The sequence below is a fragment of the Pseudovibrio sp. Ad46 genome, from assembly GCF_001623065.1.
Lineage (GTDB): Bacteria > Pseudomonadota > Alphaproteobacteria > Rhizobiales > Stappiaceae > Pseudovibrio.
Genome location: NZ_LMCG01000005.1, coordinates 109,310 through 134,317, shown reverse-complemented (window position 1 = coordinate 134,317; position 25,008 = coordinate 109,310). Strand labels below are relative to the sequence as shown.

General features: G+C 51.5%; 18 protein-coding genes. 6 read left to right on the top strand and 12 right to left on the bottom strand.

Annotated elements, in window-relative coordinates; all coding sequences use genetic code 11:
- Positions 1-267 precede the first annotated feature (267 nt).
- On the top strand, positions 268-6,207 hold the full coding sequence (locus tag PsAD46_RS02145) for a DUF3320 domain-containing protein (protein WP_063306043.1): 5,940 nt from the start codon (positions 268-270) through the stop codon (positions 6,205-6,207).
- Between the two features lie 170 nt (positions 6,208-6,377).
- Here the strand turns inward: PsAD46_RS02145 and PsAD46_RS28790 are convergent, their stop codons facing one another.
- The 7 genes from PsAD46_RS28790 to PsAD46_RS02110 form a co-directional block, all read right to left on the bottom strand.
- Positions 6,378-6,674 carry a hypothetical protein gene (locus PsAD46_RS28790; protein ID WP_343229272.1) on the bottom strand — a complete coding sequence of 99 codons (297 nt, stop codon included), beginning with the start codon at positions 6,672-6,674 and terminating at the stop codon, positions 6,378-6,380.
- Between the two features lie 35 nt (positions 6,675-6,709).
- Positions 6,710-7,579 carry an N-formylglutamate amidohydrolase gene (locus PsAD46_RS02135; protein ID WP_208981629.1) on the bottom strand — a complete coding sequence of 290 codons (870 nt, stop codon included), beginning with the start codon at positions 7,577-7,579 and terminating at the stop codon, positions 6,710-6,712.
- 29 nt (positions 7,580-7,608) lie between these two features.
- A complete protein-coding gene (locus PsAD46_RS02130) occupies positions 7,609-8,613 on the bottom strand; it encodes an oligopeptide/dipeptide ABC transporter ATP-binding protein (RefSeq protein ID WP_063306041.1) in 1,005 nt (334 codons plus the stop codon).
- A complete protein-coding gene (locus PsAD46_RS02125) occupies positions 8,610-9,596 on the bottom strand; it encodes an ABC transporter ATP-binding protein (protein WP_063303306.1) in 987 nt (328 codons plus the stop codon). Before PsAD46_RS02125 ends, PsAD46_RS02130 begins: the two co-directional genes overlap by 4 nt.
- Before the next feature lie 7 nt (positions 9,597-9,603).
- Positions 9,604-10,524 (bottom strand): ABC transporter permease, encoded by a 921-nt coding sequence (locus PsAD46_RS02120; RefSeq protein WP_063306040.1) that lies wholly within the window; start codon positions 10,522-10,524, stop codon positions 9,604-9,606.
- Between the two features lie 10 nt (positions 10,525-10,534).
- A complete protein-coding gene (locus PsAD46_RS02115; protein WP_063306039.1) occupies positions 10,535-11,512 on the bottom strand; it encodes an ABC transporter permease in 978 nt (325 codons plus the stop codon).
- Positions 11,513-11,627: 115 nt separating this feature from the next.
- Positions 11,628-13,211 (bottom strand): ABC transporter substrate-binding protein, encoded by a 1,584-nt coding sequence (locus tag PsAD46_RS02110; protein WP_063306038.1) that lies wholly within the window; start codon positions 13,209-13,211, stop codon positions 11,628-11,630.
- 198 nt (positions 13,212-13,409) lie between these two features.
- Here PsAD46_RS02110 and PsAD46_RS02105 point away from each other — a divergent pair, with 198 nt between their 5' ends.
- Positions 13,410-14,336 carry a LysR family transcriptional regulator gene (locus tag PsAD46_RS02105; protein ID WP_063300348.1) on the top strand — a complete coding sequence of 309 codons (927 nt, stop codon included), beginning with the start codon at positions 13,410-13,412 and terminating at the stop codon, positions 14,334-14,336.
- A gap of 48 nt (positions 14,337-14,384) precedes the next feature.
- A complete protein-coding gene (locus tag PsAD46_RS02100; RefSeq protein WP_063306037.1) occupies positions 14,385-15,347 on the top strand; it encodes a M14 family metallopeptidase in 963 nt (320 codons plus the stop codon).
- Positions 15,348-15,388: 41 nt separating this feature from the next.
- Here the strand turns inward: PsAD46_RS02100 and PsAD46_RS02095 are convergent, their stop codons facing one another.
- From PsAD46_RS02095 to PsAD46_RS02075, 5 genes are all read right to left on the bottom strand, one after another.
- Positions 15,389-16,507: a M48 family metallopeptidase gene (locus PsAD46_RS02095; protein WP_063294334.1), complete on the bottom strand. Its 1,119-nt coding sequence runs from the start codon at positions 16,505-16,507 to the stop codon at positions 15,389-15,391.
- Positions 16,508-16,509: 2 nt separating this feature from the next.
- On the bottom strand, positions 16,510-17,658 hold the full coding sequence (locus PsAD46_RS02090; protein WP_063294335.1) for a DUF898 family protein: 1,149 nt from the start codon (positions 17,656-17,658) through the stop codon (positions 16,510-16,512).
- A gap of 200 nt (positions 17,659-17,858) precedes the next feature.
- The gene (gene choV / locus PsAD46_RS02085; RefSeq protein ID WP_063306036.1) at positions 17,859-18,902 is read right to left on the bottom strand and encodes a choline ABC transporter ATP-binding protein; all 1,044 of its coding nucleotides are present in this window, start codon (positions 18,900-18,902) and stop codon (positions 17,859-17,861) included.
- Positions 18,899-19,747, bottom strand: coding sequence for a choline ABC transporter permease subunit (choW, locus tag PsAD46_RS02080; protein WP_057463116.1), 849 nt, complete (start codon positions 19,745-19,747; stop codon positions 18,899-18,901). The genes choV and choW overlap by 4 nt, the downstream gene beginning before the upstream one ends.
- Positions 19,748-19,953: 206 nt before the next feature.
- The gene (locus tag PsAD46_RS02075; protein WP_057463117.1) at positions 19,954-20,910 is read right to left on the bottom strand and encodes a choline ABC transporter substrate-binding protein; all 957 of its coding nucleotides are present in this window, start codon (positions 20,908-20,910) and stop codon (positions 19,954-19,956) included.
- Between the two features lie 272 nt (positions 20,911-21,182).
- Between PsAD46_RS02075 and betI the strand changes: the two genes are divergently transcribed.
- Genes betI through betB form a run of 3 tightly spaced genes read left to right on the top strand, consistent with a single transcriptional unit; the run spans position 21,183 to position 24,982 of the window.
- Positions 21,183-21,785 carry a transcriptional regulator BetI gene (gene betI, locus PsAD46_RS02070; RefSeq protein ID WP_063306035.1) on the top strand — a complete coding sequence of 201 codons (603 nt, stop codon included), beginning with the start codon at positions 21,183-21,185 and terminating at the stop codon, positions 21,783-21,785.
- A gap of 35 nt (positions 21,786-21,820) precedes the next feature.
- The gene (betA, locus tag PsAD46_RS02065; protein WP_063306034.1) at positions 21,821-23,470 is read left to right on the top strand and encodes a choline dehydrogenase; all 1,650 of its coding nucleotides are present in this window, start codon (positions 21,821-21,823) and stop codon (positions 23,468-23,470) included.
- Between the two features lie 48 nt (positions 23,471-23,518).
- A complete protein-coding gene (gene betB / locus PsAD46_RS02060) occupies positions 23,519-24,982 on the top strand; it encodes a betaine-aldehyde dehydrogenase (RefSeq protein ID WP_193775898.1) in 1,464 nt (487 codons plus the stop codon).
- The last annotated feature ends 26 nt before the right edge of the window (positions 24,983-25,008 follow it).

The following is a 25,008-nucleotide window of genomic DNA, read 5'->3' as shown; positions in this document are numbered from 1 at the left end:
CTCATCCGAATTAAAGCGTAGGTTTCCCTACGATGAACCGTTTCAATAAAGCAGAGGCTTATCGGCGCCTCAAATCACAAAATTTGCGTATTTATACTCTGGTCTGGACGGTAACAATTAAATCGAAGCTGAGTGGAATTCACTTATATTCAGAATTCATATGTCCCTTGTCCTGAGAGGCTTCTCAGGATGTTGTAGTGCGCGTCTAATATGTTAATGGAAAGTTAAATCTTGATTTAAAGTCATTTCGTTTATTAGGGGGCAAACATGCTGGAGATCACTCAAGAGGCACGCGCTGAAGAGACAGATTGCGGCGTTTCATTCCAAGTGACAATCTCCAGCGTCGTGAATTATGCGAGTTGGCAGAACTCGGTTCCCCTCCTCTCCATGGTTGAACTGCATAACTCAGCAGAACACGCTCAGAACAATCTTACGCTAGAGCTAAGCTTCACTCCGTCATTCGCAAAGGCCAAGAGCTGGAAGATTGATCGCTTACCTGCAGACGAGACACTCAGCCTTTCAAATCTTGAGGTGACTTTAGACCCAGATTACCTGCGAGGACTGGATGAGGCGGAAAAAGGTGTCGCAGTTTTCCATCTGCGCAATGCTGAAGGGGAACTTGTCGCCGAGCACAGAAAAGAATTGCGGTTATTAGCTCGCGACGAATGGGGCGGCTTTGCAGGCATGGCAAGCATTGCAGCTGCGTTTGTCATGCCAAACGATCCTGCTATCGCTCAGGTTCAGCGAGATGCCGGGGAAGTTCTCGTAAAATATGGATACTCGCCCGCCCTGGACGGATACCAAAGTAAGGATCCCAAGAGAGTTTACATGCTTGGTGCAGCGCTCTGGTCTGCTGTGGCTGGAATGGGCTTAATGTATGCAGAGCCACCCAAGAGTTTTGAAGTTCACGGTCAGAAAGTTCGGCGTCCTTCTACTATTCGAGAACAGGGGCTTGCCACTTGCTTCGACAGCACACTCTTCTTTGCATCTGCCCTAGAAGCCATTGGCTTAAATCCTGTCGTTCTCATCATCGAGGGGCATAGTTATTGCGGTTTCTGGCTGAGAGAGACAACACTTCCGTCCCTTATTGAACAAGATCCGACTGAGATCAGAAAAGCGCTTGCTGCACGCGAACTTATTGTGTTCGAAACAACAGGTATTACCCGCCGTCCGGCAGACCAGTTTGATAAAGCGATTGCGATTGCTAAAAGTTACACGAACGAAGAAAACGAAGCGGGTTTTATTGGCGCGATTGATATAGCACGCGCCAGAGCTTCTCAAATTCGTCCTATGGCGTCACACCAAGCTGCATCTTCAGAAAACCATGCTGAAGCGCCGGAGTTTGAGGCGACTACTCTACCTCTGCCTAAAGCACCTAGCTTTGATGCGCTCCCTACGGATGAAGCTAAAGAATCTCCACGTACTCCAAAGGATCGAATCGCACGCTGGCAGAATAAACTGCTTGATCTGTCGTTGAGAAACCGGCTTTTGAATTTTAAGTCCACCAAACAAACAGTTCCATTTTTATGCACGGACGTTCCGCTTCTGGAGGATCGCCTCGCTGAGCGGAAGAAAATTCGGGTTATTTCGCTGCCAGAAGAGAATCCTCATGGGGAGCGCGATGAAGATCTGCATCTCAAAAAGACCGGGCAAGATCTGGATGAAGAGTTTGCAGCTCAAGCAATTGCAAGAAACGAGCTTCCTTCCACTTTAGAGAAACGAGAGCTGGATAAGCGCCTGACAGAGCTTTTCAGGCGCGCAAAGAACGATCTGAACGAGGGCGGCTCCAACACCTTGTTCCTTGCAGTCGGCTTCCTGCGTTGGAAGAAGTCAGCTGATGACGAAAAGGCCTACAAAGCTCCGCTGCTGCTTATCCCAGTGAAGCTCACACGTAAGAGCGCTGCATCTCGCTTCAATTTGGAGCACCATGAAGACGAAGTCCGTTTTAACGCAACTCTGATGGAGTTTCTCAAGAAGGATTACAATCTTTCTCTTCCACCATTCGACGCAAAACTGCCAACTGATGAGAGTGGCATTGACGTTCCTTACGTATTTGAGATGGTTCGAAAAGCGGTACGTGACGTGCCGGGCTTTGAAGTTGTTGATGAGACGGCCCTCTCAACCTTCTCTTTTGCCAAGTTCCTTATGTGGAAGGACCTCGTTGAGCGTACTGATGATCTGCGTAAGAACCGGGTCGTAAGGCACTTAATTGATAACCCAGACAAGGCATTTGAACCGGGTGTTTCAACGGCTTTTCCATCTGAGCGCGATATCGATGTAAAATACGATCCGAAAGACATCATCACCCCGCTCCCTGCGGACTCATCTCAACTAAGCGCTGTCATGGCTGCGGTGGAAGGTCAGGATTTCATCCTTGTCGGCCCTCCCGGTACTGGCAAAAGCCAAACCATCACAAACATGATCGCTCAATGCTTGGCTAACAACAAAAGTGTTTTGTTTGTCGCTGAAAAGACTGCTGCACTAGACGTTGTTTATCGTCGCTTACGAGAACATGGGTTAGGCGAGTTCTGCTTAGAGCTGCATTCAAACAAAGCTGAACGAAAGCAGTTTTTGGAGCAACTTAAGACTTCGTGGGAGCAAAGTTCAAAGCCAGATACAGGCGAATGGGTGCGCATCAACGAGCAGCTCAAAGTTCGCCGAGATCACCTCAACGATTATATTACTGCCCTTCACACGCCTTCAGCATGTGGACTTACTGTATTTGATGCTCTGGGGTTGGCTGTAAAACATGCCAATGAATACATCCCAAAACTCACATGGGATAACGACAGAAGCATTGGGAAGGAAACGCTTGCACAGCTTCAGGACACTGTAAGCAACATCGCCAGTGTGCACCGTGAAGTACAGCCAATCCCCGCTCTCAACCTCGTGAAGCACCAAGATTGGTCTGTACGCTGGGAGCATGACCTCATAAACGTGGTTGGTGATGTATCTAGGGCGATTCATGAGCTATTAAGTCAGCTTGATGCCTTCAATAAGTACACAGACTTCAAAGCAAGTATTGATCTCACGCTATCCGATATTGAAGATATCTGCTCTCTCGCTGAGTTACTGCTGTCGACACAAGGAACAGAGCTAGGGGTAATCTTCGAAGAGCGCCTCGACGAAATCAAGGAAACGGTACGGAGTCTTGAAGAAGATTTAGTTCTTTTTAAAGCTGCAGGGCAATCACTCAGCGCGTCTTATGACGAAAAAACAATCTTGAGATTACCCATAGATTCTCTCGATCACAGCTGGCGAGAAGCCTGTTCAAAAATGTGGCCATTCTCAGTATTTGCTAAAGGGAAAGTGAAAAAGCTCCTGCAAACTTATGCACGCGCCGGGGAGGCCAACCCTGAAACTGACATTGCATGCCTACGAGAAATGCAAGACGCATTAACCTCGCTAGAAGATCAGGAAGAAACGAAGTTCTTCCCTGATTGGAATGGAACTGGCACCGATCCAAATGAGCTTCTGTCGTACTTCGACCTCGCAGGCAAAATTGATGCGGCCTTCCGACAAATAAATCATCTTAGCAACGCAACGGTCTTCAAAAACGAAAAACTCCGCTCTAGCCTGTCTGAGGGAAGAGCTGATGACCCACTGCGCTTGCAGGCATCAAAGCTGATTGAAGCAGCAAAACTCTTTCGTGCCGAGTTAGGTCGCTTTTGCGATATCACCGGCTCTAACAAAGATCACTTTGAAGGAGCTGGTATCTTGCAAAAACTGCAGGACGATCTCAGCGTCTTAAAAGAAAATGCAAAACAACTTCAAATTTGGACCGAATGGCAGAAAGTCAAAACAACTGCTGAAAATCAAGACCTTACGCCATTTATTGAAGCTGTTGAGAACAAACTCATCCCTCATGAGGACTTAGGGAAACGTTTTGCTGTCGCCTTCGCAAACTGGTGGCTTCCTGAAGCGATTGATAACACTCCTGTTCTTCGCAGCTTCAAGCGCTTCAAGCATGAGGAAATGTTACAGCAATTCCGAAAGCTCGATGATCAAGTGCGGGCTACTGCGGCATACAAAGTACAATCTGCCCTAAACCATAAGCTGCCATCACAGCATGCCGTTCCAAAAAGCTCCGAACTTGGAACGCTTCGCCACCAAATGAACTTGAAGCGGCCAAGCAAGTCTATTCGTGACGTTATTTCGGCAATGCCTGGAACATTTAGTAAGCTGGCTCCCTGCCTTCTTATGTCTCCGCTGTCAATTTCGCAGTATCTTCCTGCGGGCCAATCACAGTTTGATGTGGTGATTTTCGATGAGGCTTCCCAGATCACGACTTGGGATGCTGTTGGAGCAATCGCACGTGGTACGCAAACTATCATTGTGGGTGACCCTAAGCAGCTGCCTCCAACCAACTTCTTTGGCCGCTCAGAACAAGATGATGATGAAGAGCTAGAAGCCTACGAGAAGGATCTGGAAAGCATCCTTGAAGAGGCGAAAGCCTCTGGTTTACCTAACTTACAACTGAATTGGCACTACCGCAGTCGTCACGAGTCTCTCATCGCATTCTCCAACTGGCACTACTACGATAACAGGTTGATTACATTCCCATCACCTGTCGTGGCAGACCGTGCTGTAAAACTCGTTCACACGCCGGATGCAATCTATGACCGAGGCAAGAGCAGAACTAATAAGCTAGAAGCCCAAAACATCGTAAAAGAAGCTGTTAAACGCCTGCGCAAGTGGATTGATCTGCCGGAAGAAGATCGTCCTACACTTGGTGTAATAACCTTCAACCAACAGCAGCAAAGTTTGATTCAGGATTTGTTTGACGCCGAGTTACGCAATCATCCTGAGTTGGAATGGTTCTTTGCTGATGAACGCATTGAACCTGTCATCGTGCGCAACCTTGAAAACGTTCAGGGTGACGAACGCGATGTTATGATGTTCTCGATTACGTTTGCCCCCGACATTGCAGGCAAAATGTCCATGTCGTTTGGTGCAATCAACAAAGATGGCGGTGAACGCAGACTAAACGTTGCAATAACCCGCGCACGCGAAGAACTACTCATTTTCAGTACAGTTACAGCAGATGCTATTGATACATCTCGGACGAAAGCCCTGGGCGTAAAGCATCTTAAGGAGTTTCTGAGCTTTGCTGAAAAAGGCACAATTGCGCTAGCAGCTTCAGACGATGGTTCTGTGGGAGGCTATGATAGCCCATTCGAAGAAGCTGTATCCGAAGCACTCCAGATGCGAGGCTGGACAATTGTTCCGCAAGTCGGGGTGTCAGGCTTCAGAGTAGATTTAGGCATTGTACACCCAGATAAACCCGGAGCGTTTATTGCTGGCGTAGAATGCGATGGAGCAACATACCATAGTTCAGCAACAGCACGTGATCGCGATAAAGTACGCGAGCAGGTACTGCGCAATCTAGGCTGGGAAATCCTTCGTATTTGGTCTCCTGATTGGTGGTACGACTCTCAACATGTAGCAGACGAGATTCACCACAAACTGCGAGATCTGTTAGTCGATAGCCGCACCGCAGATAAATTGAAGGCAGAGCAAGCAGCAGAGGCTGAAAAACGCGAAGAAGAGCATCTTGCTGTTAAAATTGATGAAGACACCCTAGAGGCATCTCCTGAAGATCCCGAGGAAGCGGTGGAAGCTGATAGGGGTGAACCTGAACAGAGCACTCCCTTACGCGGTAACTCTTCTGCAATGTCAGCAGCGAGTGTTCCATCGCCAACATCAAAGCCGTATGAGTGGACAGACCTCTCTGGCCTTTCACCGAACCCAGACAAGTTCCACGACTCTGATTACGCCCCGACCCTGTCAGAGATGATCAGAAAAATCGTTTCGGATGAAGGGCCAATCAAAGATACTGCATTGGCGCAGCGTATTACCAAAGCGCATGGCTGGAGTCGGACTGGAGCTGTATTGCGACGCGAAATTGAGAAGCACTTTGCAAACTTCGAACTTCACGAGGAAACAACAGGCACCTTCGTTTGGGAAAAAGATAGCAAAACGCAACTCATTGGCTTCAGGCCAGTAGTCAACAAAGATTACAGGCGCTCTGTGACGGATATTCCAATTGCAGAAATCGCCGGTCTCATTGATGAGCAGCCGCACTTGCTTAGCGAAGAGGACCCGGTCAATGCCATCGCCCGTACAATGGGTTATGACCGCGTCGCTGCAGCCATTAGGGCAAGAGTCGCGGAAGCAATTGATTACTTTCGAGCGCACTCTGAGTAACTAAGCACAAGAGATCAAATCAATGGGCGGACCTGTTACTGCCCATTGAAAACCAAACTACGTTTGATTTGATAGCCAATTATGTGCTTGCGCGCCTTTTTGCAAAGGGAATGCAACACGACGCGCAATTTCAAGCTCTGACATCTGCTTTCCGTGAATATCAAGCCCGGTTACTTCCGCTTGCAGAGCCCCACGTCCTTTCCAGTGACTTCACTTCTTATCTTTTGACCATAGCGAGAAGGGAAATACTTCTCTGCAATCCACTGGCGCGTTTGTATGCGCAAGCGCGAACGTTGAACGTTTTCTGCATTGAAAACCGCTGTGGTTTCACTTCGATTGATGCGCTCCATCCAGTCATTGCGAGCATCATCCGCAATCTCCAACATCTCATCAACAAGGCTGTCAGCAGCAAAACGGCGAGCTGCCTCATAGGCCTGCTTAAATTCTGGATAGCTTTTAAGGCAAATATATCTCCTAATTCCGCTCTACAAAGTTTGTTAAGTTAAACGGGCTGTTGGATTTTTTGTTTTGTGAACTCGGAGAGGCGATTCAGGAAGACTCCCAGGTCTTGTTGGAGATTGTTGAAGTTCGGGTACTTTTCTAGTGTTACTTCGCTCATGTAGAGGCCACGGCTGACTTCGATCTGGAGGGAGTGCCAGCCTTGTTGGGGGCGGCCTGTGTGAATGATCAGTTCTGCGCCTTTGTAGGGATCATTGATCTTCACCTCATAGCCAAGGTTTGTGAGGATTTCCCAAGCTGTGTAGATGTATTCGCGGTCGCAGGTGGTGCCATCCCGATCGCTGAGTGTGATGTCTGGCCGCTTTTCGCCTGCTCCAGTTTCGTGCATGACGGTGGAGACCGCCTGCATGCTGTGGCAATCCAGATGATAGGCCACACCGAAGCGGGCGTGGGCCTGTTCCATCAGGCGGGTGAGTGCGTCGTAATAGGGGGTGTAATAGGCGTCTATGCGGTTTTCGATCTCCGCAGCGCTCAACTCACGATCATAAAGCGGGCCGCTGGTAGGCGGGGCTTCCGTCCAGATGAGGCCTTTGCCGAGGTCACTGCGGAAATCAGGCTTTGCAGCTCGTGTCCAGCCTTTGATGGTGGTCGGATCAATGTTGTCGGCACGACGATTTGGATCGATATAGATGCGAGGGAAGAGCGCCTCGAGGTAGACACCCCCCGTTTCAGCCGCCTTTTCAAAGAGTTCATGGACGTATCTGTCTTCTGCGCATTTGTAGCGGCTGGCGGGCACACAGGGGCGGAAGTCCGCGGGGTAGATCTCTCCTGAATGAGGAGAGTCTACCACCAGCGGGTTGGTCAGCTCTGCGGGTCGATGGATGTTCAGCACGTTTTCGATGGATTGGGGCAATGTGTTTCTCTCAAATATTTTTGGTTTAACTAGGCATCATTAAGGTGACAGGCAGAGACATGGCCGGGAGCAATTTCCCTCAGGGTTGGCTGCTGCTCTGAGCATCGTTTGGTGGCAAATGGACAGCGCGGATGGAAATGACATCCGCTTGGTGGTGCAAGAGGTGACGGGATTTCGCCTTTGATCGGCTCATACACCTGCTTGCGGGCATCAATACGCGGGACTTCGCGCAGCAGGGCCTGTGTGTAGGGGTGGTTTGGTCTGGCAAATAGCTCATCAGTTTTTGCGATCTCAACTACGCGACCCAGATACATGATCACCACACGGTCGGAGAGGTGCTCCACCACGCCGAGATCATGACTGATGAACAGATAGGTGAGGCCAAGCTGGGCTCGCAAGTCCATGAAAAGGTTGATGACCTGCGCCTGAATGGACACATCCAGCGCTGCGATGGACTCATCACAGACGAGGAATTCCGGGTTCACTGCCAAGGCACGGGCAATGCCGATACGCTGTCGCTGACCGCCGGAGAACTGATGCGGATAGCGGGTTTTGAAATCCGGATCGAGCCCCACACGCAGCAGCATCTGGTCCACATAGTCGGAGAGCTCTGCTTTTGAGACCAAGCCATGGACACGCGGGGCTTCCCCGATGATCTCAGTCACCCGTTTGCGCGGATTGAGGGAGGACATGGGGTCCTGAAAGATCATCTGCACCTTCAGTTGGGCATTTTTGGCATCCGCACCGGAGAGCTGTTTGACGTTGTCTCCATGGAACTGAACGGTGCCGTTGCTGGCCTCATGGATGCCTGCCACGACGCGGCCCAGCGTAGATTTTCCGCAGCCGCTTTCGCCAACAAGACCAACCACTTCGCCCGGTGCAATGCTGAGCGAGACATCATCAACGGCGTGGACCACCTGCTCTTTGAGGTTGGAACCGAAGAAACGAAGTGTTTTTTCAGCAAGGTCCAGTTTTTTGGTGAAGCGCTTGGAAACGCCTTGCAGTTCAATGACCGGAGTTTCCAGAAGTGTCATGCCATTTCCTCCTGCTTTACAGGATGGAAGCAACGGACTTGTCTTTCCTCTCCTAACTGCGTGATTTCTGGCGTAGCAACCAGACAGTCACTCTGCTTTGCCGAGCAACGACTTGAAAAGGCGCAGCCCGCAGGAAGGTTGAGCAAAGATGGTGTCATACCGGGGATCTGGTAGAGCTTGGCGCCGCGTTTGTTGCGGCTTGGGACGGATTCAATGAGGCCCTTGGTGTAGGGGTGCAGTGGTGCGTCCAGCACTTCATCAATGCTGCCCTGCTCCACAATCCGCCCAGCGTACATAACGGCGATCCTGTCTGCCAAACCGCTGATGACAGCCAGATCATGCGTGATCCAGATGAGGGACATGCCGGTCTCTGAGCAAAGTTTGCGGACCTCGTAGAGGATCTGTGCCTGAATGGTGACGTCCAACGCTGTTGTTGGCTCATCTGCGATGATCAGGTCCGGCTCGTGCAGCAATGCGATGGCGATGGCCACACGCTGTCTCATACCGCCTGAGAACTGGTGCGGGTAGGACGCGAGGCGCTCATCCGGAGAAGCAATGCCGACGCGGACCAGTGCTTCACGGCAACGTTGTCGTGCAGCTTGTTTTGAGATGTCCTCGTGGGCCTGAATGGCCTCAATCATCTGCGTATCGATGCGCAGGACGGGGTTGAGGGTCATCATGGGGTCCTGAAAGATCATGGCGATCTTCTTGCCTCTTAGCTCACGCCACTGTTTTTCGTTTTTTCTAGCCAGATCATCCCCATTGAGGAGGATTGAGCCGCCGACCACCCTGCCCGGTTCGTCCACCAGACCGATAAGTGAGAAACCCGTGACGGTTTTGCCGGAGCCGCTTTCACCAACGAGGCCCAGGATTTCACCGGGTTTGACGGAGAAGCTGACATCATCAACGGCCTTGACCACACCTGCCTTGGTGAAGAAGTGGGTTTTGAGGTTTTTGACTGTGAGTGTGTTTGGCGTGTTCATATTGTCCTCACTTCCTCAGGCGCGGGTTGAGGACATCACGCAGCTGATCACCCACCAGATTGATTGAAACCACGGTGATGAGCAGGGCTATGCCGGGGAAGATTGAGATCCAGTATTTGCCACTGATCACATACTCAAAGCCATTGGCAATGAGCAGGCCGAGAGATGGTTCTGTCTGTGGCAGACCAACTCCGAGGAACGACAGAGTTGCTTCCAGCGCAATGGCATGGGCGGTCTGAACCGTTCCTACCACGATGAGTGGCGGCAGGCAGTTGGGCATAATGTGCAGGAAGAGCACGCGGGCATGGCTGAGACCAAGGCACGTGACAGCTTCCACGTACTCTTTGCCACGCTCAACAAGGGCTGTTCCTCTCACCGTTCGGGCGTAATAGGCCCATTGAGCGACGACGAGGGCGAGGATGATTTTGTCGACGCCTTTGCCCATCAGTGCCAGCAACATCAAAGCAACCAGAGACGCTGGGAAGGAGAGCTGCAGGTCCACAATGCGCATGATGAAGGTTTCTGTACGGCCTCCAACATAAGCTGCGATCAGGCCGACTGACATGCCGATGACAAGAGCGATGATGCCACTTGTCACCCCGACGGAGAGCGAGATGCGCAGGCCGTAGAGGATTGCAGAGAACAGATCGCGCCCTGCCCCATCTGTGCCAAGCCAGAAGGTGTATCCGTCAAAGCTTTGCTCTCCCGGCTCCATGCGGGCATCCAGCACGCTGACTTGTGCCAGGTCATAGGGGTTTTGCGGGGTGATCCATGGGGCGAACAGTGCTGCCATGATGATTGTGAACAGCAGGAGCGCAGCGACGACGGCGACTTTGCTCTCCACAAACTCCGAGAGAAAGCGGCTCATAGGAGTATCGCCAGAAAAGAGCTGCTTTCGCGGTGGTTTGAGGCTTGTTTCTATGGTCATGAGATGCCCCTTAGTTCGCCGCATCCTGAAGCCGCACGCGCGGGTCCAAAATGGAATAGAGGATGTCAATAATCAGGTTGATGACGACGAAGAGCACCACGATAATCATCAGGTAGGCCACAATGATCGGGCGATCGAGCTGCTGAATGGCATCAATGAGCAGTTTGCCCATGCCGGGCCATGCGAAGATTGTTTCCGTCACGACTGAGAAGGCAATGAGTGAACCAAACTCCAAGCCGAGGACCGTGACCACGGGGATCATGATGTTCTTAAACAGGTGCACCATGACAATACGGCTGGAGGACAGGCCTTTGGCGCGGGCAAACTTGATGAAGTCCATATGCATGACCTCCCTCACCCCTGCCCGTGTCAGGCGGATCACCAGCGAGATTTTTAAGAGCGCGAGATTGAGTGCCGGGAGAACGATGTGAGAGAAGCCATCTGCGGTGAGGAACGAGACCTGCATGCCGAGCACCGAGATGGTATCTCCACGCCCTGTGGCGGGCACCCAGTCGAGCATCACGGCAAAGAGCATAATCATCATGATACCAACCCAAAATGTGGGCAGTGAAAAGCCCAAAATTGAGCCGCTCATGATGAGACGCGAGGAGATGGCGTTGGGGCGCAGACCCGCGTAAAGACCTAGCGGAATGCCGATGACAATCGCCATGAGAAGCGCCATGAAGGCGAGCTCCAGCGTGGCCGGCATCCGCTCTACAATAAGCTTGAGCGCTGACTCACCAAAGATAAAGGAGGTGCCGAGATCTCCTTTGAAGGCGTTGCTGACGAAGACCGTATATTGCTGCCACACGGGCTTATCGAGGCCGAAGTCGCGGATGACGCGCTCAATCTCGGCCTGATCCGCATCCGGTGCGACCAGCATATCGATGGGGTCCCCCACCACATTCACGCCAAAGAACACAATGACGGACATAGCAATCATGACTATGCCACTTTGCATCAGGCGTCTGAGAACGAAGACAGACATGTCTTTAAATCTTTCGCAGGTAAAGCCAACCCATTGAAATAATTGAGGTGAGTTTTGGCCTTAGAAAAGAAAAAGACCGGCATAAGCGCTATGCCGGTCTTTTGTTTGCATGCGATTACTCAGCGGATACGCCCCAGGACAGGGTGTATTCATCCGTGCGTGGCAGGTATTCGAGGCCTTTGCGGGTCGCCCACGTATTCACCTGATAGTGCAGCGGAATGATCGCCTGATCGTTGATGGCGATTTCAGTTGCTTTTGCGAGCAGGTCCTGACGCTTTTCATCATCGACAGTTGCCAGAGCTTCTTCAATCATGGCATCCACTTCAGCATTGGAGTAGCGGCCACGGTTGGAAGAGCCGAAGCCCTGGCTCTTGTCGTAGGTGTGGATGAGAGAGCGCAGTGGTGAGGATGCTTCGCCAGAACCAGCGCCCCACCCCACGAGAACCATTGAGAACTCGGGCGTGTTGTTTGGACCACCACGAGATGCGCGCTTGAAGTAAACAGACCGCGGCATGGTCTCCACATCGGTTTTGATGCCAACGCGGTTGAGCATCTGTGCGATAGCTTCCACGATCTTGGCATCGTTGATGTAACGGTCATTGGGGCCGTGGATGCGCAGTTCGAAGCCCTCACCAACACCGGCAGCTGCCAGTAGCTCTTTTGCGCCCTTCGCGTCGTATTCAACCGGCTTCAGGTTTTCGCTGACACCAAAGAAGCCATCTGGCAGAAGCTGGCCTGCTTTGACAGCGACACCTTCCATCACACGTTCAACAATCAGATCACGGCTGATGGCTTTTGAGATCGCTTCACGAACACGCTGATCCTTCAGCGGGTTTTTGATGACCCCGCCGCCCATGGCTTTCACGAATGGGCTGTCGTCACGGTCATGATCCAGATGCAAGTAGATGACGCGGTTGGATGGGCCCTGCCACAACGAGACTTTGTCGTTGCTGCTTAGCACTTCAATGTCTGTTGTTGGGACGCCGTTGATCAGATCAACATCACCTGCCAACAAAGCAGCCACACGAGACGGGCCGGATTTAATTGGCTTGAAGATTACCTTGTCCCATTTTGGCTTTGCGCCCCAGTAATCAGGATTTGCCTCCAAAACAATGCGGTCACCGGGCACATACTCCGCATATTTGTAAGGGCCGGAGCCAACCGTTGCTTTGCCGGAATTGTACATCTCAGTTGTTGCATCCGTTCCGGCTTCTACAGAGATGATGCTGACGGTTGAAATGTCATTTGGAACAAGCGGATAAGGCTTTTCAGTCACGATATGGACTGTGTAGTCATCAATTTTTTTGACCGTTTTGCCTTTGGTGTATGTGGCAAAGCTGGATGGTGAGTTTGGCACATTTGGTGCGCGCTCAAATGAGAACACCACGTCATCCGCATTAAACGGATTACCATCATGGAACACGACGCCCTCACGCAGTTTCAGTTCCCATGTGGTGGCGTTAATTGGCTTCCAGCTGGTTGCGAGGCCAGGCTGCAGCTGTTGTTTTTCGTTTTGGTGAATAAGGCGGTCGAACATATGATAGGCGATCATATTGTTCGGGCCCAGATTATGGTAGTGCGGGTCAATCGCGCTTGGTTCTGACGACAAGCCGATCGTCAGATCTTCAGCAGACGCTATTCCACCCATAAGCAACATGGCACTTGCTGTCCCAGCAAGCCATTTGTGCAGCTTAATCATTGCTGCTCCCCCCTCAAAATTTTCGTTCCCTCTGGCGATTAAAATTCATTCGCCCAGTAACAATGCCGCTGCTTCTTTATATGAGTGTGTTTCTGCCAAAACGGGCAAATCACCGGTAGAGCTTCGCGGTTGACTTAAACCGTAGTATGTGTTTTCAACATTGTCATTCAAAATTTTATAATCAAAACGCATAGAACTATGTCAGATACCCCTACACGCCCCCGTCTCAGCCTGCGAGAGTTTGAAGTTTTACGCGCTGTCATCAGCGTTCGCAAAACAACTGCCGCTGCTGCTCGCCTCGGTATTTCGCAGCCAGCAGTGAGCCGCGCGATCAAGCATCTGGAGGAACGTCTCGGTAAAACACTGTTTAATCGGGAGAGCGGTCGGCTTGTGCCAACCTCTGATGCTTTGGCGCTGAATGAGAAGCTTGAGCCTGTTTTTGAGATGTTGGCGGGGATTGAGAACGAGACCTTCGTTTCTCAGCACAGCAGCAAGCCGCTGCGCCTTGCTGCGCCGCCAACAATCTCACACCGCTTTTTGCTGGGCGTGATGGCTGCTTTCATCAAGGCTTATCCGGGGCAGAAGGTTGAGTTGGAGATTGGTACATCCTCGGATGTTCGCAATCATGTGGCTGAAGGGCATGCCGATTTGGGGATTACCGACGGGTTATCCAAACACGCTGGATTAACCCTGGAACCGCTGCGCTCTGCCATTGCACATGCGGTTTTGCATCGGGATCATCCCCTTGCCAGCAAAGCATTTATTGAGCCTGAGGACTTCGATGGGCAAGATTTTGTCGCCCTCACACGAAGGTTTCCTGTGCGAGCGATTTTGGAGCGCATGTTTGCGGAACGGGGAATTCGGCCTAATATTGTTGCCGAATCTTCTACCGCCGTCTCCGTGAGTGAGCTGGTGCATGCAGGTGTTGGTGTCAGCGTCCTCAACCCGTTTCCTGTGGCGCGAAACCATCCAGAAACGCTGGTTTTTCTGCCGTTTAAGCCGCGCATCTCCTACCTCAACGCCTTTATACTGCCCGCAACGACACCAAGCACGCCAATCGCCAGAAAATTCATTGAGTTCACGCGCGCCTTTGAGATTGAGGACCCATATTCAACACCAGCCTAGATATGGTTGTTTGGCTGGTGTGACCTATACTTTTCAAGGACCATTGCCATGATTATTGAAAGTACAGCTTACCCTATCGAAATCGATTTTCCCGATATCCTGCCCTACAAAGTCGGCAATACCGGAGTGGATTGGATCACCACATTTGATTCCGGCACTGCCGGCCCGCATGTGATGATTTCTGCGCTGGTGCATGGCAATGAGCCGTGTGGTACGGTTGCTCTGGATTGGTTGTTCAAGCAGGAAGTTCGGCCTGTGCGCGGCAAGCTGAGCTTCGCTTTTATGAATGTGGCGGCTTACAACTCGTTTGACCGGAATGACCCAACCGCTTCGCGTTATCTGGATCAGGATTTCAACCGCGTTTGGCAAAACTGTTCGCTGAATGGCCCGGAAGTGACGCGCGAGCTGGAACGAGCACGCGAAGTGCGTCCTGTTGTCGATACCGTAGATTACCTGCTGGACTTGCATAGCATGCAGCACAAGAATCCGCCGCTTATGCTTGCTGGCGATCAGGAGAAAGGCCGTGCGTTAGCCAAGCAAGTGGCTGATCCTGAGTGGATTATCTGCGATTCCGGCCATGAGGAAGGCAAGCGGCTGCGTGATTATGATGGGTTTGGCGAGCCGGCCAGTCCAAAGGCCGCTCTTTTGCTGGAAGCCGGGCAACATTGGGAAGCTGCGGCTGGGCCGCGGGCGATTGCAGCGTCTATCCGGTTCCTGCGCGCAACAGAATGTGTGCCTGCTGATTTTGGTGAGGCGTTTCTTGCAGAACAGCCGCCACTGGTTCCGCAAAAGACGATAGAAATCGTGGTACCTGTTACGGTTCAGCATGAAAATTTCCGTTTCAGCGATGATTACCTTGGGATGGAGGTCATTGCCGAGAAAGGAACTGTGATTGCGATGGATGGAGGCGCGCCTGTCACAACACCGCATGACAACTGCGTGCTGATTATGCCAAGTCGCCGGTTACTGGTTGGGAAGACTGCCGTGCGCCTTGGGAAGCTGTTGAATTAAGAGTGCTTTGGGGCTGGGAATCTGGTTCCCAGCCACGCAATTTAAGCGCTTAACTCTGCGGTTTCAGAGCAGATATTCTTCAAGCTTTCCCATTGCCATTCACTGAGAACGGGCGTTTTCTTTGCCTCTGGGTCGGCAAGCTCATTCAGCGTATCCACGCGCTCTTGTGTTGGCGGATGGCTGGAGAGGAAGCCCAGAGCCTGTGTGAGAGCATTGGCTTCACTGTGCTCTGCTGCGATCTTTTCAAGGAAGCTCGCGAGCCCGGTGGAATCTACGCCTGCATTTTCCAGCATCTGAACAGCGAAAAGGTCGGCTTCACGCTCCATGTCTCTGGAGTAAGAGCTGTCGAGCATAGACTCCCCAACACTGGCGACGATGCTGCCGCCGGTGAAGTCTCCGATGAACATGGAAAAGACAATACCCGTGCCCGCCACGTTGATGAGCTGCTGCATGGAGTGACGGTGTTTGACATGGCCAAGCTCATGCGCCAGCACGGCGGCCAGTTCGTCAGGACTGTCAACCACTTCCAACGTTTTGGAGAGAATGGTGATCCTGCCGCCGGGAAGGGCGAAAGCGTTGGGTATTTTACTTTCAACCACTGTCATCACCGGGTCAAACGGCAAGTCCATGCCCTTTGTGAGGCGCTTTGCCATCTGCTCCAAGGCAGCCTGACCCGTTGAGGCCTTACAGATTTTCTCTTCACTCAAAGCCGGGATCAGTGTTTCTTCAAGGCTCTTGCCAAGTTCCGCTTCCCAGGACTTCGGCACGTTGTGAACCGCGTATTTGGAGAACGCAGGTAAAAAGTAAATCAGCGCAAGTGCAATCAGGGCAATGGATGCCAAGCTGCCAAACACGATTTTTTTTGTGTTTTCGCGCTTTGGAAGGCCCGCTACCAAACGAATTTTGCGCTCAACGGATTGCGCGGTCTCTGTATTCGTAATTTTGACGTAAGCAGTGCTTGTCGGCTTGTTCAGCTCTACCACCATGGCGGTTTGAGATGTCCAATCACAGAGCAGCTTTGCCGCGGACCAGCGCGCATATTCCTGATTGCCTGCCAGATCTGTCAGGACCATCTCATCATAGTCAAACCAGATCTGACAGTTGCGTACAGCTGCAGACGTGCCATCAAAGAACTCAGCGTTTCCAAGCAGTAACTTCATGGTCAGATAACTTCAAACCCTGCATCAAGCGTATCAGCAAGCCCCATGCCAACTGCATTTTCCAGATCGCCCCCCGCAATTGCATCTTGTACGCTGTGTGCATTGATCACCACAGTACTGCTCATTTTCCACTCAAACATCATGACTTGCAAAACCATCATGTTAGCAAACAGCAGAACGCCATAATAAAGGGCAAAAACTGGCAGGGCAGCAAGACTGAACAAGCCGCTCTCCGGCTCTATTTGGACCCCAATAGTTAAGGCTAGCAAGGTGCCGATTGCTCCAACAATAGCAACACCAACCCCAACAATCACAGCATGAATGATGTAGGCGCCATAGAACTTGGAGGCCCCGATATGGCTCTCAAAGCTAGCATCGCCAATCTTTGTGGAGTTGACTTGCAGACGGAAGATATCAGCCGCGATGTAAGGCCACGTGAAAAATGTGAGCATAGGAGCAATTATTGCAGCCGCAAATACAGATGGGCCAATCAGCGCAATTGGAATGAACAAGACAACAGCCAGCGCATAAGCTGGCAACAACGCATCAAAGTAATTTTTTGGAGTTGCAGAATAGCTAAACTGCTGATTTCCAAAATAACTGGCTTCTGCCAGCATTCTGTCCAGCTTTGCCATACGCCATGGTAGAGCAATGCCCAGAGTAATGACTGACAGGATAGTCCAGAAAAGCCAAACGCCCACATAACGCCAAGCAGAGCCTTGCATGTGGAAGCGAATGCCGCGCCAGCTTGTGCGAGTCAGCAGGTATCTGCGGCGGCGGAACAAGGCGTAGGGTGTGAGCAGAAAACCGACTACAAACATAATGGCAAAGCCAATGATTGTTGCAATCAGGCCCATAAACTGAAGGCCGAAACCAAGCGCATAGAATGGTATTAGGATCGCCAGAGCAATCAGAAAACCAATAAAGAGTTCTTTACCCGTGCCATGGTAGCGAAGATGATCGCCTTCCAAATGGGTCGCAGACCAGAGAGATCTGCGCAGGCCTGTCATTGCCCAGAAACGGTAGATACCCAGCGTGATAACCGTCAGGGTGACCCACTTCATAACCCGCGCGAAGAACGAACCACCAGAAAAGAGAATATAACTCCGCTTTGGTGAGCCCGGATTTTCCTGAGCAACTTCAATAGTCATGGCACGATCCAAATTTTTTAAATAAAAACGTCTTTCTCTGTAATTCCACTCGTCAAATTATGCAAACATCCGAGGGTTGAGTGAGCACTATTCTTCTAAAGCAACTCTTAGGTCGTGAATGCCTGAGGATTTCTTAGGTTAACGAAAACAGGCGCACCTTTGCAGATGCGCCTGTGTAGAATCGATGAATGTTCTGCGTCCTAAACGAAGCAGTCCATGATTTCCTGTTCGCGAATGATACCGACCGGGCGGTCTCCGCGATAAACTGCGATTGGACCAGCGTTGTGGCGCTTCATCTCAATCACTTCGCGGATCATCTGCTTCGCTGCGCATTTTGGCATCTCTTCAACGCTCACGATCACATCAGCGCTCATCTGAGAGAGGTCTGTCATGATGTCTTCAGCGTGCAGAACGTTGAGTGGGTTCATGTGCGCGACAAAGGACTCAACGTACTCATCCGCTGGTTTCTTCACGATTTCCTGCGGAGTACCGATCTGCACTACATGACCACCTTCCATGATGGCGATGCGGTTGCCGATTTTGGCGGCCTCATCAAGATCATGGCTTACGAACACGATGGTTCTGTGTAGTCTTTCCTGCAGCTCCAGCAGCTCATCCTGCAAACGACTGCGAATGAGAGGATCGAGCGCAGAGAACGGCTCATCCATCAGCAAGATTGGAGCATCTGTTGCAAAGGCGCGCGCCAGACCAACACGCTGCTGCATGCCGCCGGAAAGCTCATGCACGTATTTGTCGCCCCAGCCGCCAAGACCAACAAGTTCCAGCTGTTCTTCGACACGTTCCAGACGCCGGGTCTTAGGAATGCCAGAGAGTTCCAGACCGAAGCCAACATTGTCTCGCACAGTGCGCCAAGGCAGCAGGCCGAACTGCTGGAATACCATGGCAACACGTTCGCGGCGCAGTTTACGCAGGCGCGAGGTAGAGCAGGTGGTTGGGTTGACCTGCTCGCCATCGTCAGCAACGAGCACTTCACCGCGGCAAACCTTGTTCAGGCCGTTAATGGCGCGGAGCAGGGTGGACTTACCAGAACCGGACAGGCCCATGAGAACGAGAAGCTCGCCCTGCTGGATGTCGAAGGTCGCGTTGGCAACACCAACCAGCTGGCCGGTTTGATCCTGAATTTCAGCGCGGGTTTTACCGGCATCAATTAAGGGCAGGGCAGCGTCGGGCTGATCGCCGAAAACAATGGAAAGGTTTTTGAAGGAAACAACAGGATTGGTCATTTTTTGCTGCCCTTTTCTTCTGAGCTTTTGAAGAAACGGTCAAGCACAATAGCAATCAGCACGATTGCAATACCAACCTCAAATCCTTTTGCGATGTTCACTGTGTTCAACGCACGAAGTGTTGGAACACCAAGGCCATCCGCACCAACAAGGGCAGCGATCACAACCATGGACAGTGACAACATGATGGTTTGCGTCAGGCCAGCCATGATGTTTGGCAACGCATATGGCAGCTCAATCTTAAAGAGCTTCTGCCAATAGGTCGCGCCAAAAGCTTCACCAGCTTCCAGCAGATGTTGCGGCGTGGAGGCAACACCAATCTGGGTCAGGCGAATGGATGCGGGCAAGGCAAAGACGACAGTTGAAATCAGACCTGGAACGACACCCAGTCCGAACAGGATCAGGGCGGGGATCAGGTACACAAACGTTGGAATTGTTTGCATCAAATCCAGCACAGGCCGTACCCATGAGAAGAACTTAGGGTGATGCGCGGAGTAAACGCCGACCGGAATACCAATCAACATACAGATAAAGGTGGAGCTGAGGATCAGCGCCAGCGTTTCTGTGGTTTCATCCCAATAGCCCTGGTTGATGATGAGCAGCAGGCTCACCGCAACAAACGCTGAAAAGACGAAGGATCTTCTGACCACAAAGGCCAAAGCTGTGGCAATGACCACAATGCCGAGCGGGTGAGGGGCTTGTAGAACCCATAGTACACTGTCGATGAGCCATTCGATTGCAACGGAAATCGCATCGAAAAAGCCACTTGCATTGTCGGTGAGCCAGTCAACTCCCCACTTGGCCCATTTGCCGATGGGTAGTTTGTGCTCTGTTAGCCACTCCACGGGAAACCTCAGATTTTGTTATTGTGTGTCAACGCGTTAACGTCATTTCATTTGTAGGGCAGGATACAAAATTATTGGTACCGACAAGCAGCTTGCCCCAGTGCGCAATGGTTATTCCAGGTGCCGGAGTGTTCTGGAATAATGCGCTAAGAGGCGGACTGCGAGTATATCGCATCCGCCTCTCAATTCATGCTCGGTAATGACCCTTAGAGGCCGAATGCAGTCTTTGCAGCAGCAAGACCGTCTTTACCGTCAAAAGTAGTTACGCCAGCAAGCCATTTATCAAGAGCCTCAGGGTTCTTCTTGATCCATGCTTTTGCTGCGTCTGTTGGCTCTTCACCGTCGTTCAGAATGCCGTTCATGATCTCGTTCTCCATCTGCAGGGAGAAGGTGAGGTTCTGAAGGAATTTGCCCATGTTCGCGCACTCAGCAGAGTAACCTGCGCGGGTGTTGGTCAGAACGTCAGCGCCGCCGAAGTTTGGACCGAAGAACTCGTCACCACCGGTGAGGTACTTCAGCTCAAAATTGGAGTTCATTGGGTGCGGAGCCCAACCGAGGAAGACGATGTCCTGGTTCTTGCGGGTTTTACGCGCGACCTGGGACAGCATGCCAGCTTCAGATGATTCGACGAGGTCGAATTTGTCGAGACCGAACGCGTTTTTCTCGATCATATCGAGGATCAGACGGTTACCGTCGTTGCCTGCTTCAATGCCGTAGATCTCGCCATCAAGGTCTCCAGAGAATTTTGCGATGTCCGCAAAGTCCTTCAAACCCTTGTCATAGGTATACTTAGGAACAGCCAAAGTATACTTGGCGCCAGTCAGGTTGGTTTGAACAGTATCAACGGTGCCAGCTTCACGATATTTCGCGATATCAGCTTCCATTGTCGGCATCCAATTGCCGAGAAATACATCAATATCGTTGTTTGCGAGAGACGCATAAGTGACTGGAACGGAAAGTACTTTTACGTCTGTTTCGTAACCGATCGCGTCCAGCACAGACGTTGCTGTGGCGGTGGTTGCGGTGATGTCTGTCCAGCCCACGTCGGAGAAGCGTACAGTTTTACAGGCTTCCGCTTCTGCGGCGAGAGCTGACCCAGTGATTAGTAATAGTACTGAAGCAGAAGTAGAAAGTTTCTTTATCAGGCCACTAGCAACACTCATGTAAATCTCCCCAATTTCAATATTTATTTAATAGAGCCGTAGAATTGTGTAGAAAACATGTCCCAAACACTATCAAGGCGACAATTAAATTTTCAAATTCCTTCGTTCACTAAAGCTAATAAACACCCGATGGACTAAAGGCAACCTCTCCGTCAGATATTAATTACGATAAATCTGAGTGCAATACTTTTCAAAAGCTCCGAAATGTTCTAAGAACTATTTTTATTGATTGAACGTTCAATAAAAATAATCTTGGAGTGAGTTCGGCGCAAATGCCTAAGGTCGGAATGGAAGAGGAACGCAAAACCTCGATAATTATGGCAACGATCAAAGCGATCCATGAAAAGGGATACGCAGCGACGACAATGGCAGATATTGCCAAGAATGCCGGCGTTTCGACGGGTCTGCCACATCACTACTTTGGCTCGAAGGCAGCTGTCTTCAACGCGACCATGAGCTTTTTGCTGACGGACTTGAGCAAGCAGTCCCGCAAGCGCTTGCTGAAGACGAAAACCCCTATGGAGCGGATCGACGCGATCATCCATACCAACTTCAGCGATGAGCAGTTTCAGCCCTCCGTTATCTCGGCGTGGTTTGCGTTTTATGTAGTGGCACGAACGGAACCGGGAACGCGCCGGTTGCTTCAGATCTACCACCGACGGCTGATCTCGAACCTCACTGCGGAATACCACCGCGTCACAGATCGTGAGACGGCGATTACAGCGGCAGAAGGTACAGCTGCGATGATTGACGGGCTCTGGCTGCAATGCGTACTGACGACAAACCGACCTGACGGGTCACCGGCAACAATGCTGGTTCAGGACTACGTGAAGAAATGTTTCGACAGCTTTGAAACGACAGAAACTACACAATAATAACTGGAATACGGCTTCAAGCCCAAGAGAATACAATGACTGCAGATTTCATTATTGTAGGCGCCGGCTCTGCTGGATGCGCCCTGGCAAACCGTCTTTCTGAAGATCCCCAAAACAAGGTGGTTTTGCTGGAGTTTGGTGGTACGGATATCGGTCCGTTTATCCAGATGCCCGCTGCCTTGTCCTATCCGATGAACATGTCCCGTTACGATTGGGGCTATGAGAGTGCGCCCGAGCCGCATCTGGATGGGCGTAAGCTTGCTTTGCCACGTGGTAAGGTGATTGGCGGCTCTTCCTCCATCAACGGTATGGTCTATGTGCGCGGCAATGCCTGCGACTTTGACAGCTGGGAGGAGATGGGAGCGAAAGGCTGGGGTTACCAAGACGTTTTGCCTTACTTCCAGCGCCTTGAGAACACTGAGGTCGACGGAGACTGGCGCGGAAAGTCCGGCCCGCTCTACGTCTCTCGCGGTACACGCTGGAGCCCGCTTTACGATGCCTTTGTGCAGGCTGGTGAAGAGGCTGGTTACGCCAAAACTGACGACTACAACGGTTATCGTCAGGAAGGCTTTGGCGATATGGAGATGACGGTGCACAATGGCCGTCGCTGGTCCGCCTCCAACGCTTATCTCTGGCCCATCAAAGGCCGCGAGAATCTGGAGATCATCTCCGGCGCGCACGTTAATCGCATTCTCATGGAAGACAAACGTGCTGTTGGCGTTGAGTATATGCGTGGCGGGCAGGTACATCAGGTCAGATGCTCCCGCGAAGTGGTCGTTTCTGCGTCTTCCATCAACTCTCCAAAGCTTCTGATGCATTCCGGCATTGGTGATGCAGCTGCTCTGTCCGCTCTGGGCATTGATGTGATTGCAGATCGCAAGGGTGTTGGTGCGAACCTTCAGGATCATCTGGAACTCTATATTCAGCAGGCGTGTACTCAGCCGATTACGCTCTACAAACACTGGAATCTGATCTCCAAAGGCGTGATCGGAGCTCAGTGGCAGCTGGCAAAATCTGGTCTGGGCACCACCAACCACTTTGAGACCTGTGGATTTATTCGCTCCAAAGCGGGTGTAATGTACCCTGACATTCAGTTCCACTTCCTGCCGTTTGCGGTTCGTTATGACGGGCAGGCGGCTGCTGAAGGCCATGGCTATCAGGTTCATGTTGGCCCGATGCGCTCCAAGTCTCGCGGTGCAGTGACGCTGCAATCTGCGGACCCAATGGACAAGCCGAATGTGCTGTTCAACTACATGAGCCATGAAGACGATTGGGACGATTTCCGCCAGTGCATTCGCCTGACACGTGAGCTCTTTGCTCAGCAGGCGTTTGATCCGTTCCGCGGCAAGGAAATCCAGCCAGGCAAAGACGTTGAAAGCGACGATCAACTGAATGCTTTCATCAAAGAACATGTCGAGAGCGCGTTCCATCCGTGCGGCACCTGTAAGATGGGTGACGCGAATGACGAAAGTGCTGTGGTTGACAGCGAATGTCGTGTGATTGGTGTTGACGGTTTGCGCGTTGCGGATAGCTCCATCTTCCCGCAGATTACGAACGGAAACCTCAATGCACCTTCCATCATGGTTGGTGAGAAGGCTGCAGACCATATTCTCGGCAAAGGTATGCTTCCTGCCAGTGATAAGCAGGCGTGGGTTCACCCGAACTGGCAGAACGAACAACGGTAAGTGTTGGATTAAGAAATGACGAAAACAGATAACCTGACAAATGCATCCCTGCGTGCGCAGCCTGGTGGCTCTCACTTTATTGGCGGCACTTACGTTGAAGACACGATGGGTGAGGAGATCCTCAGCCTTTACCCTGCAACACAGGAAGTGATTGCGCGGGTTCACTCCGCAACACCGGCAATCATCACCAAAGCTGTTGCATCCGCACGGACGGGCTTTGCGATCTGGCGTTCCATGGCACCTGCTGAACGCTCCCGCGTTCTGCGTAAGGCTGCTGACCTGATGCGTGAGCGCAACCGTGAACTTTCCGAGCTGGAAACGCTTGATACGGGTAAGCCGCTGCAGGAAACTCTGGTGGCTGATGCTGCTTCCGGTGCTGAAGCGCTGGAATATTTTGCAAGCGTTGCAGCTACCTCTAACGGCGAGCACATTGATCTGGGTGGCTCTTATGCTTTGACCAAGCGCGAGCCACTGGGCATTTGCCTTGGCATTGGCGCTTGGAACTACCCAATCCAGATTGCTGCATGGAAAGCTGCTCCGGCGCTGGCTGCTGGTAATGCGATGATCTTCAAACCATCTGAAGTGACTTGCCTGTCTGCGCTGAAGCTTGCAGAGATCTTCCGTGAAGCTGGCTTGCCGGATGGTGTGTTCAACGTGGTGCAGGCAAACCGTGAAGCTGCGGCTTCTCTGGTGTCGCATCCTGAAATTGCCAAGGTTTCCCTGACGGGTTCCGTGCCAACCGGTATGAAGGTTGCTGAAAAAGCAGCTTCTCAGCTGAAGCACATGAGCCTTGAGCTGGGTGGCAAATCTCCGGTAGTGATCTTTGAAGACAGTGACATCGACAATGCCGTTGCTGCAGCGATGAATGCTAACTTCTATTCCACCGGTCAGATTTGCTCCAACGGCACACGCGTGTTCGTGCACTCTTCCATCAAAGATGAGTTCCTGAAGCGTCTGAAAGAGCGGACCGAGAAGATCCTTATTGGTGATCCGCTGAATGAAGACACACAGCTTGGCCCGCTTGTCTCCAAAGCTCAGCTTGAAAAAGTGATGGACTACATCGCGATTGGCCAGAGCGAAGGTGCAGTTCTCTATGCCGGTGGTGGACGTCCGCAGGTGGCTGGCCTTGGTCGTGGACTGTTTGTTGAGCCAACCATCTTCACTGAAGTCAAAGACGACATGCGCATTGCTTGCGAAGAGATCTTTGGTCCTGTGATGTGTGTGCTGGACTTTGATGATGAAGCTGATGTGATCCGCCGCGCCAACAACACCGAGTTTGGTTTGGCTGCTGCTGTGTTCACCAAAGACATTCAGCGTGCTTACCGTGTGATTGATCAGTTGGAAGCTGGCACTTGCTGGATCAACAACTACAATCTGACCCCGGTCGAGATGCCATTTGGTGGCTTCAAGAACTCCGGTATTGGACGTGAGAATGGTCAGTGGGCGCTGGATCAGTACTCTCAGGTTAAGAGCATCTATGTAGAGATGGGTGATGTTGAGGCTGGCTGGTAAACAGCCTCAACCATCATTTTGAATGA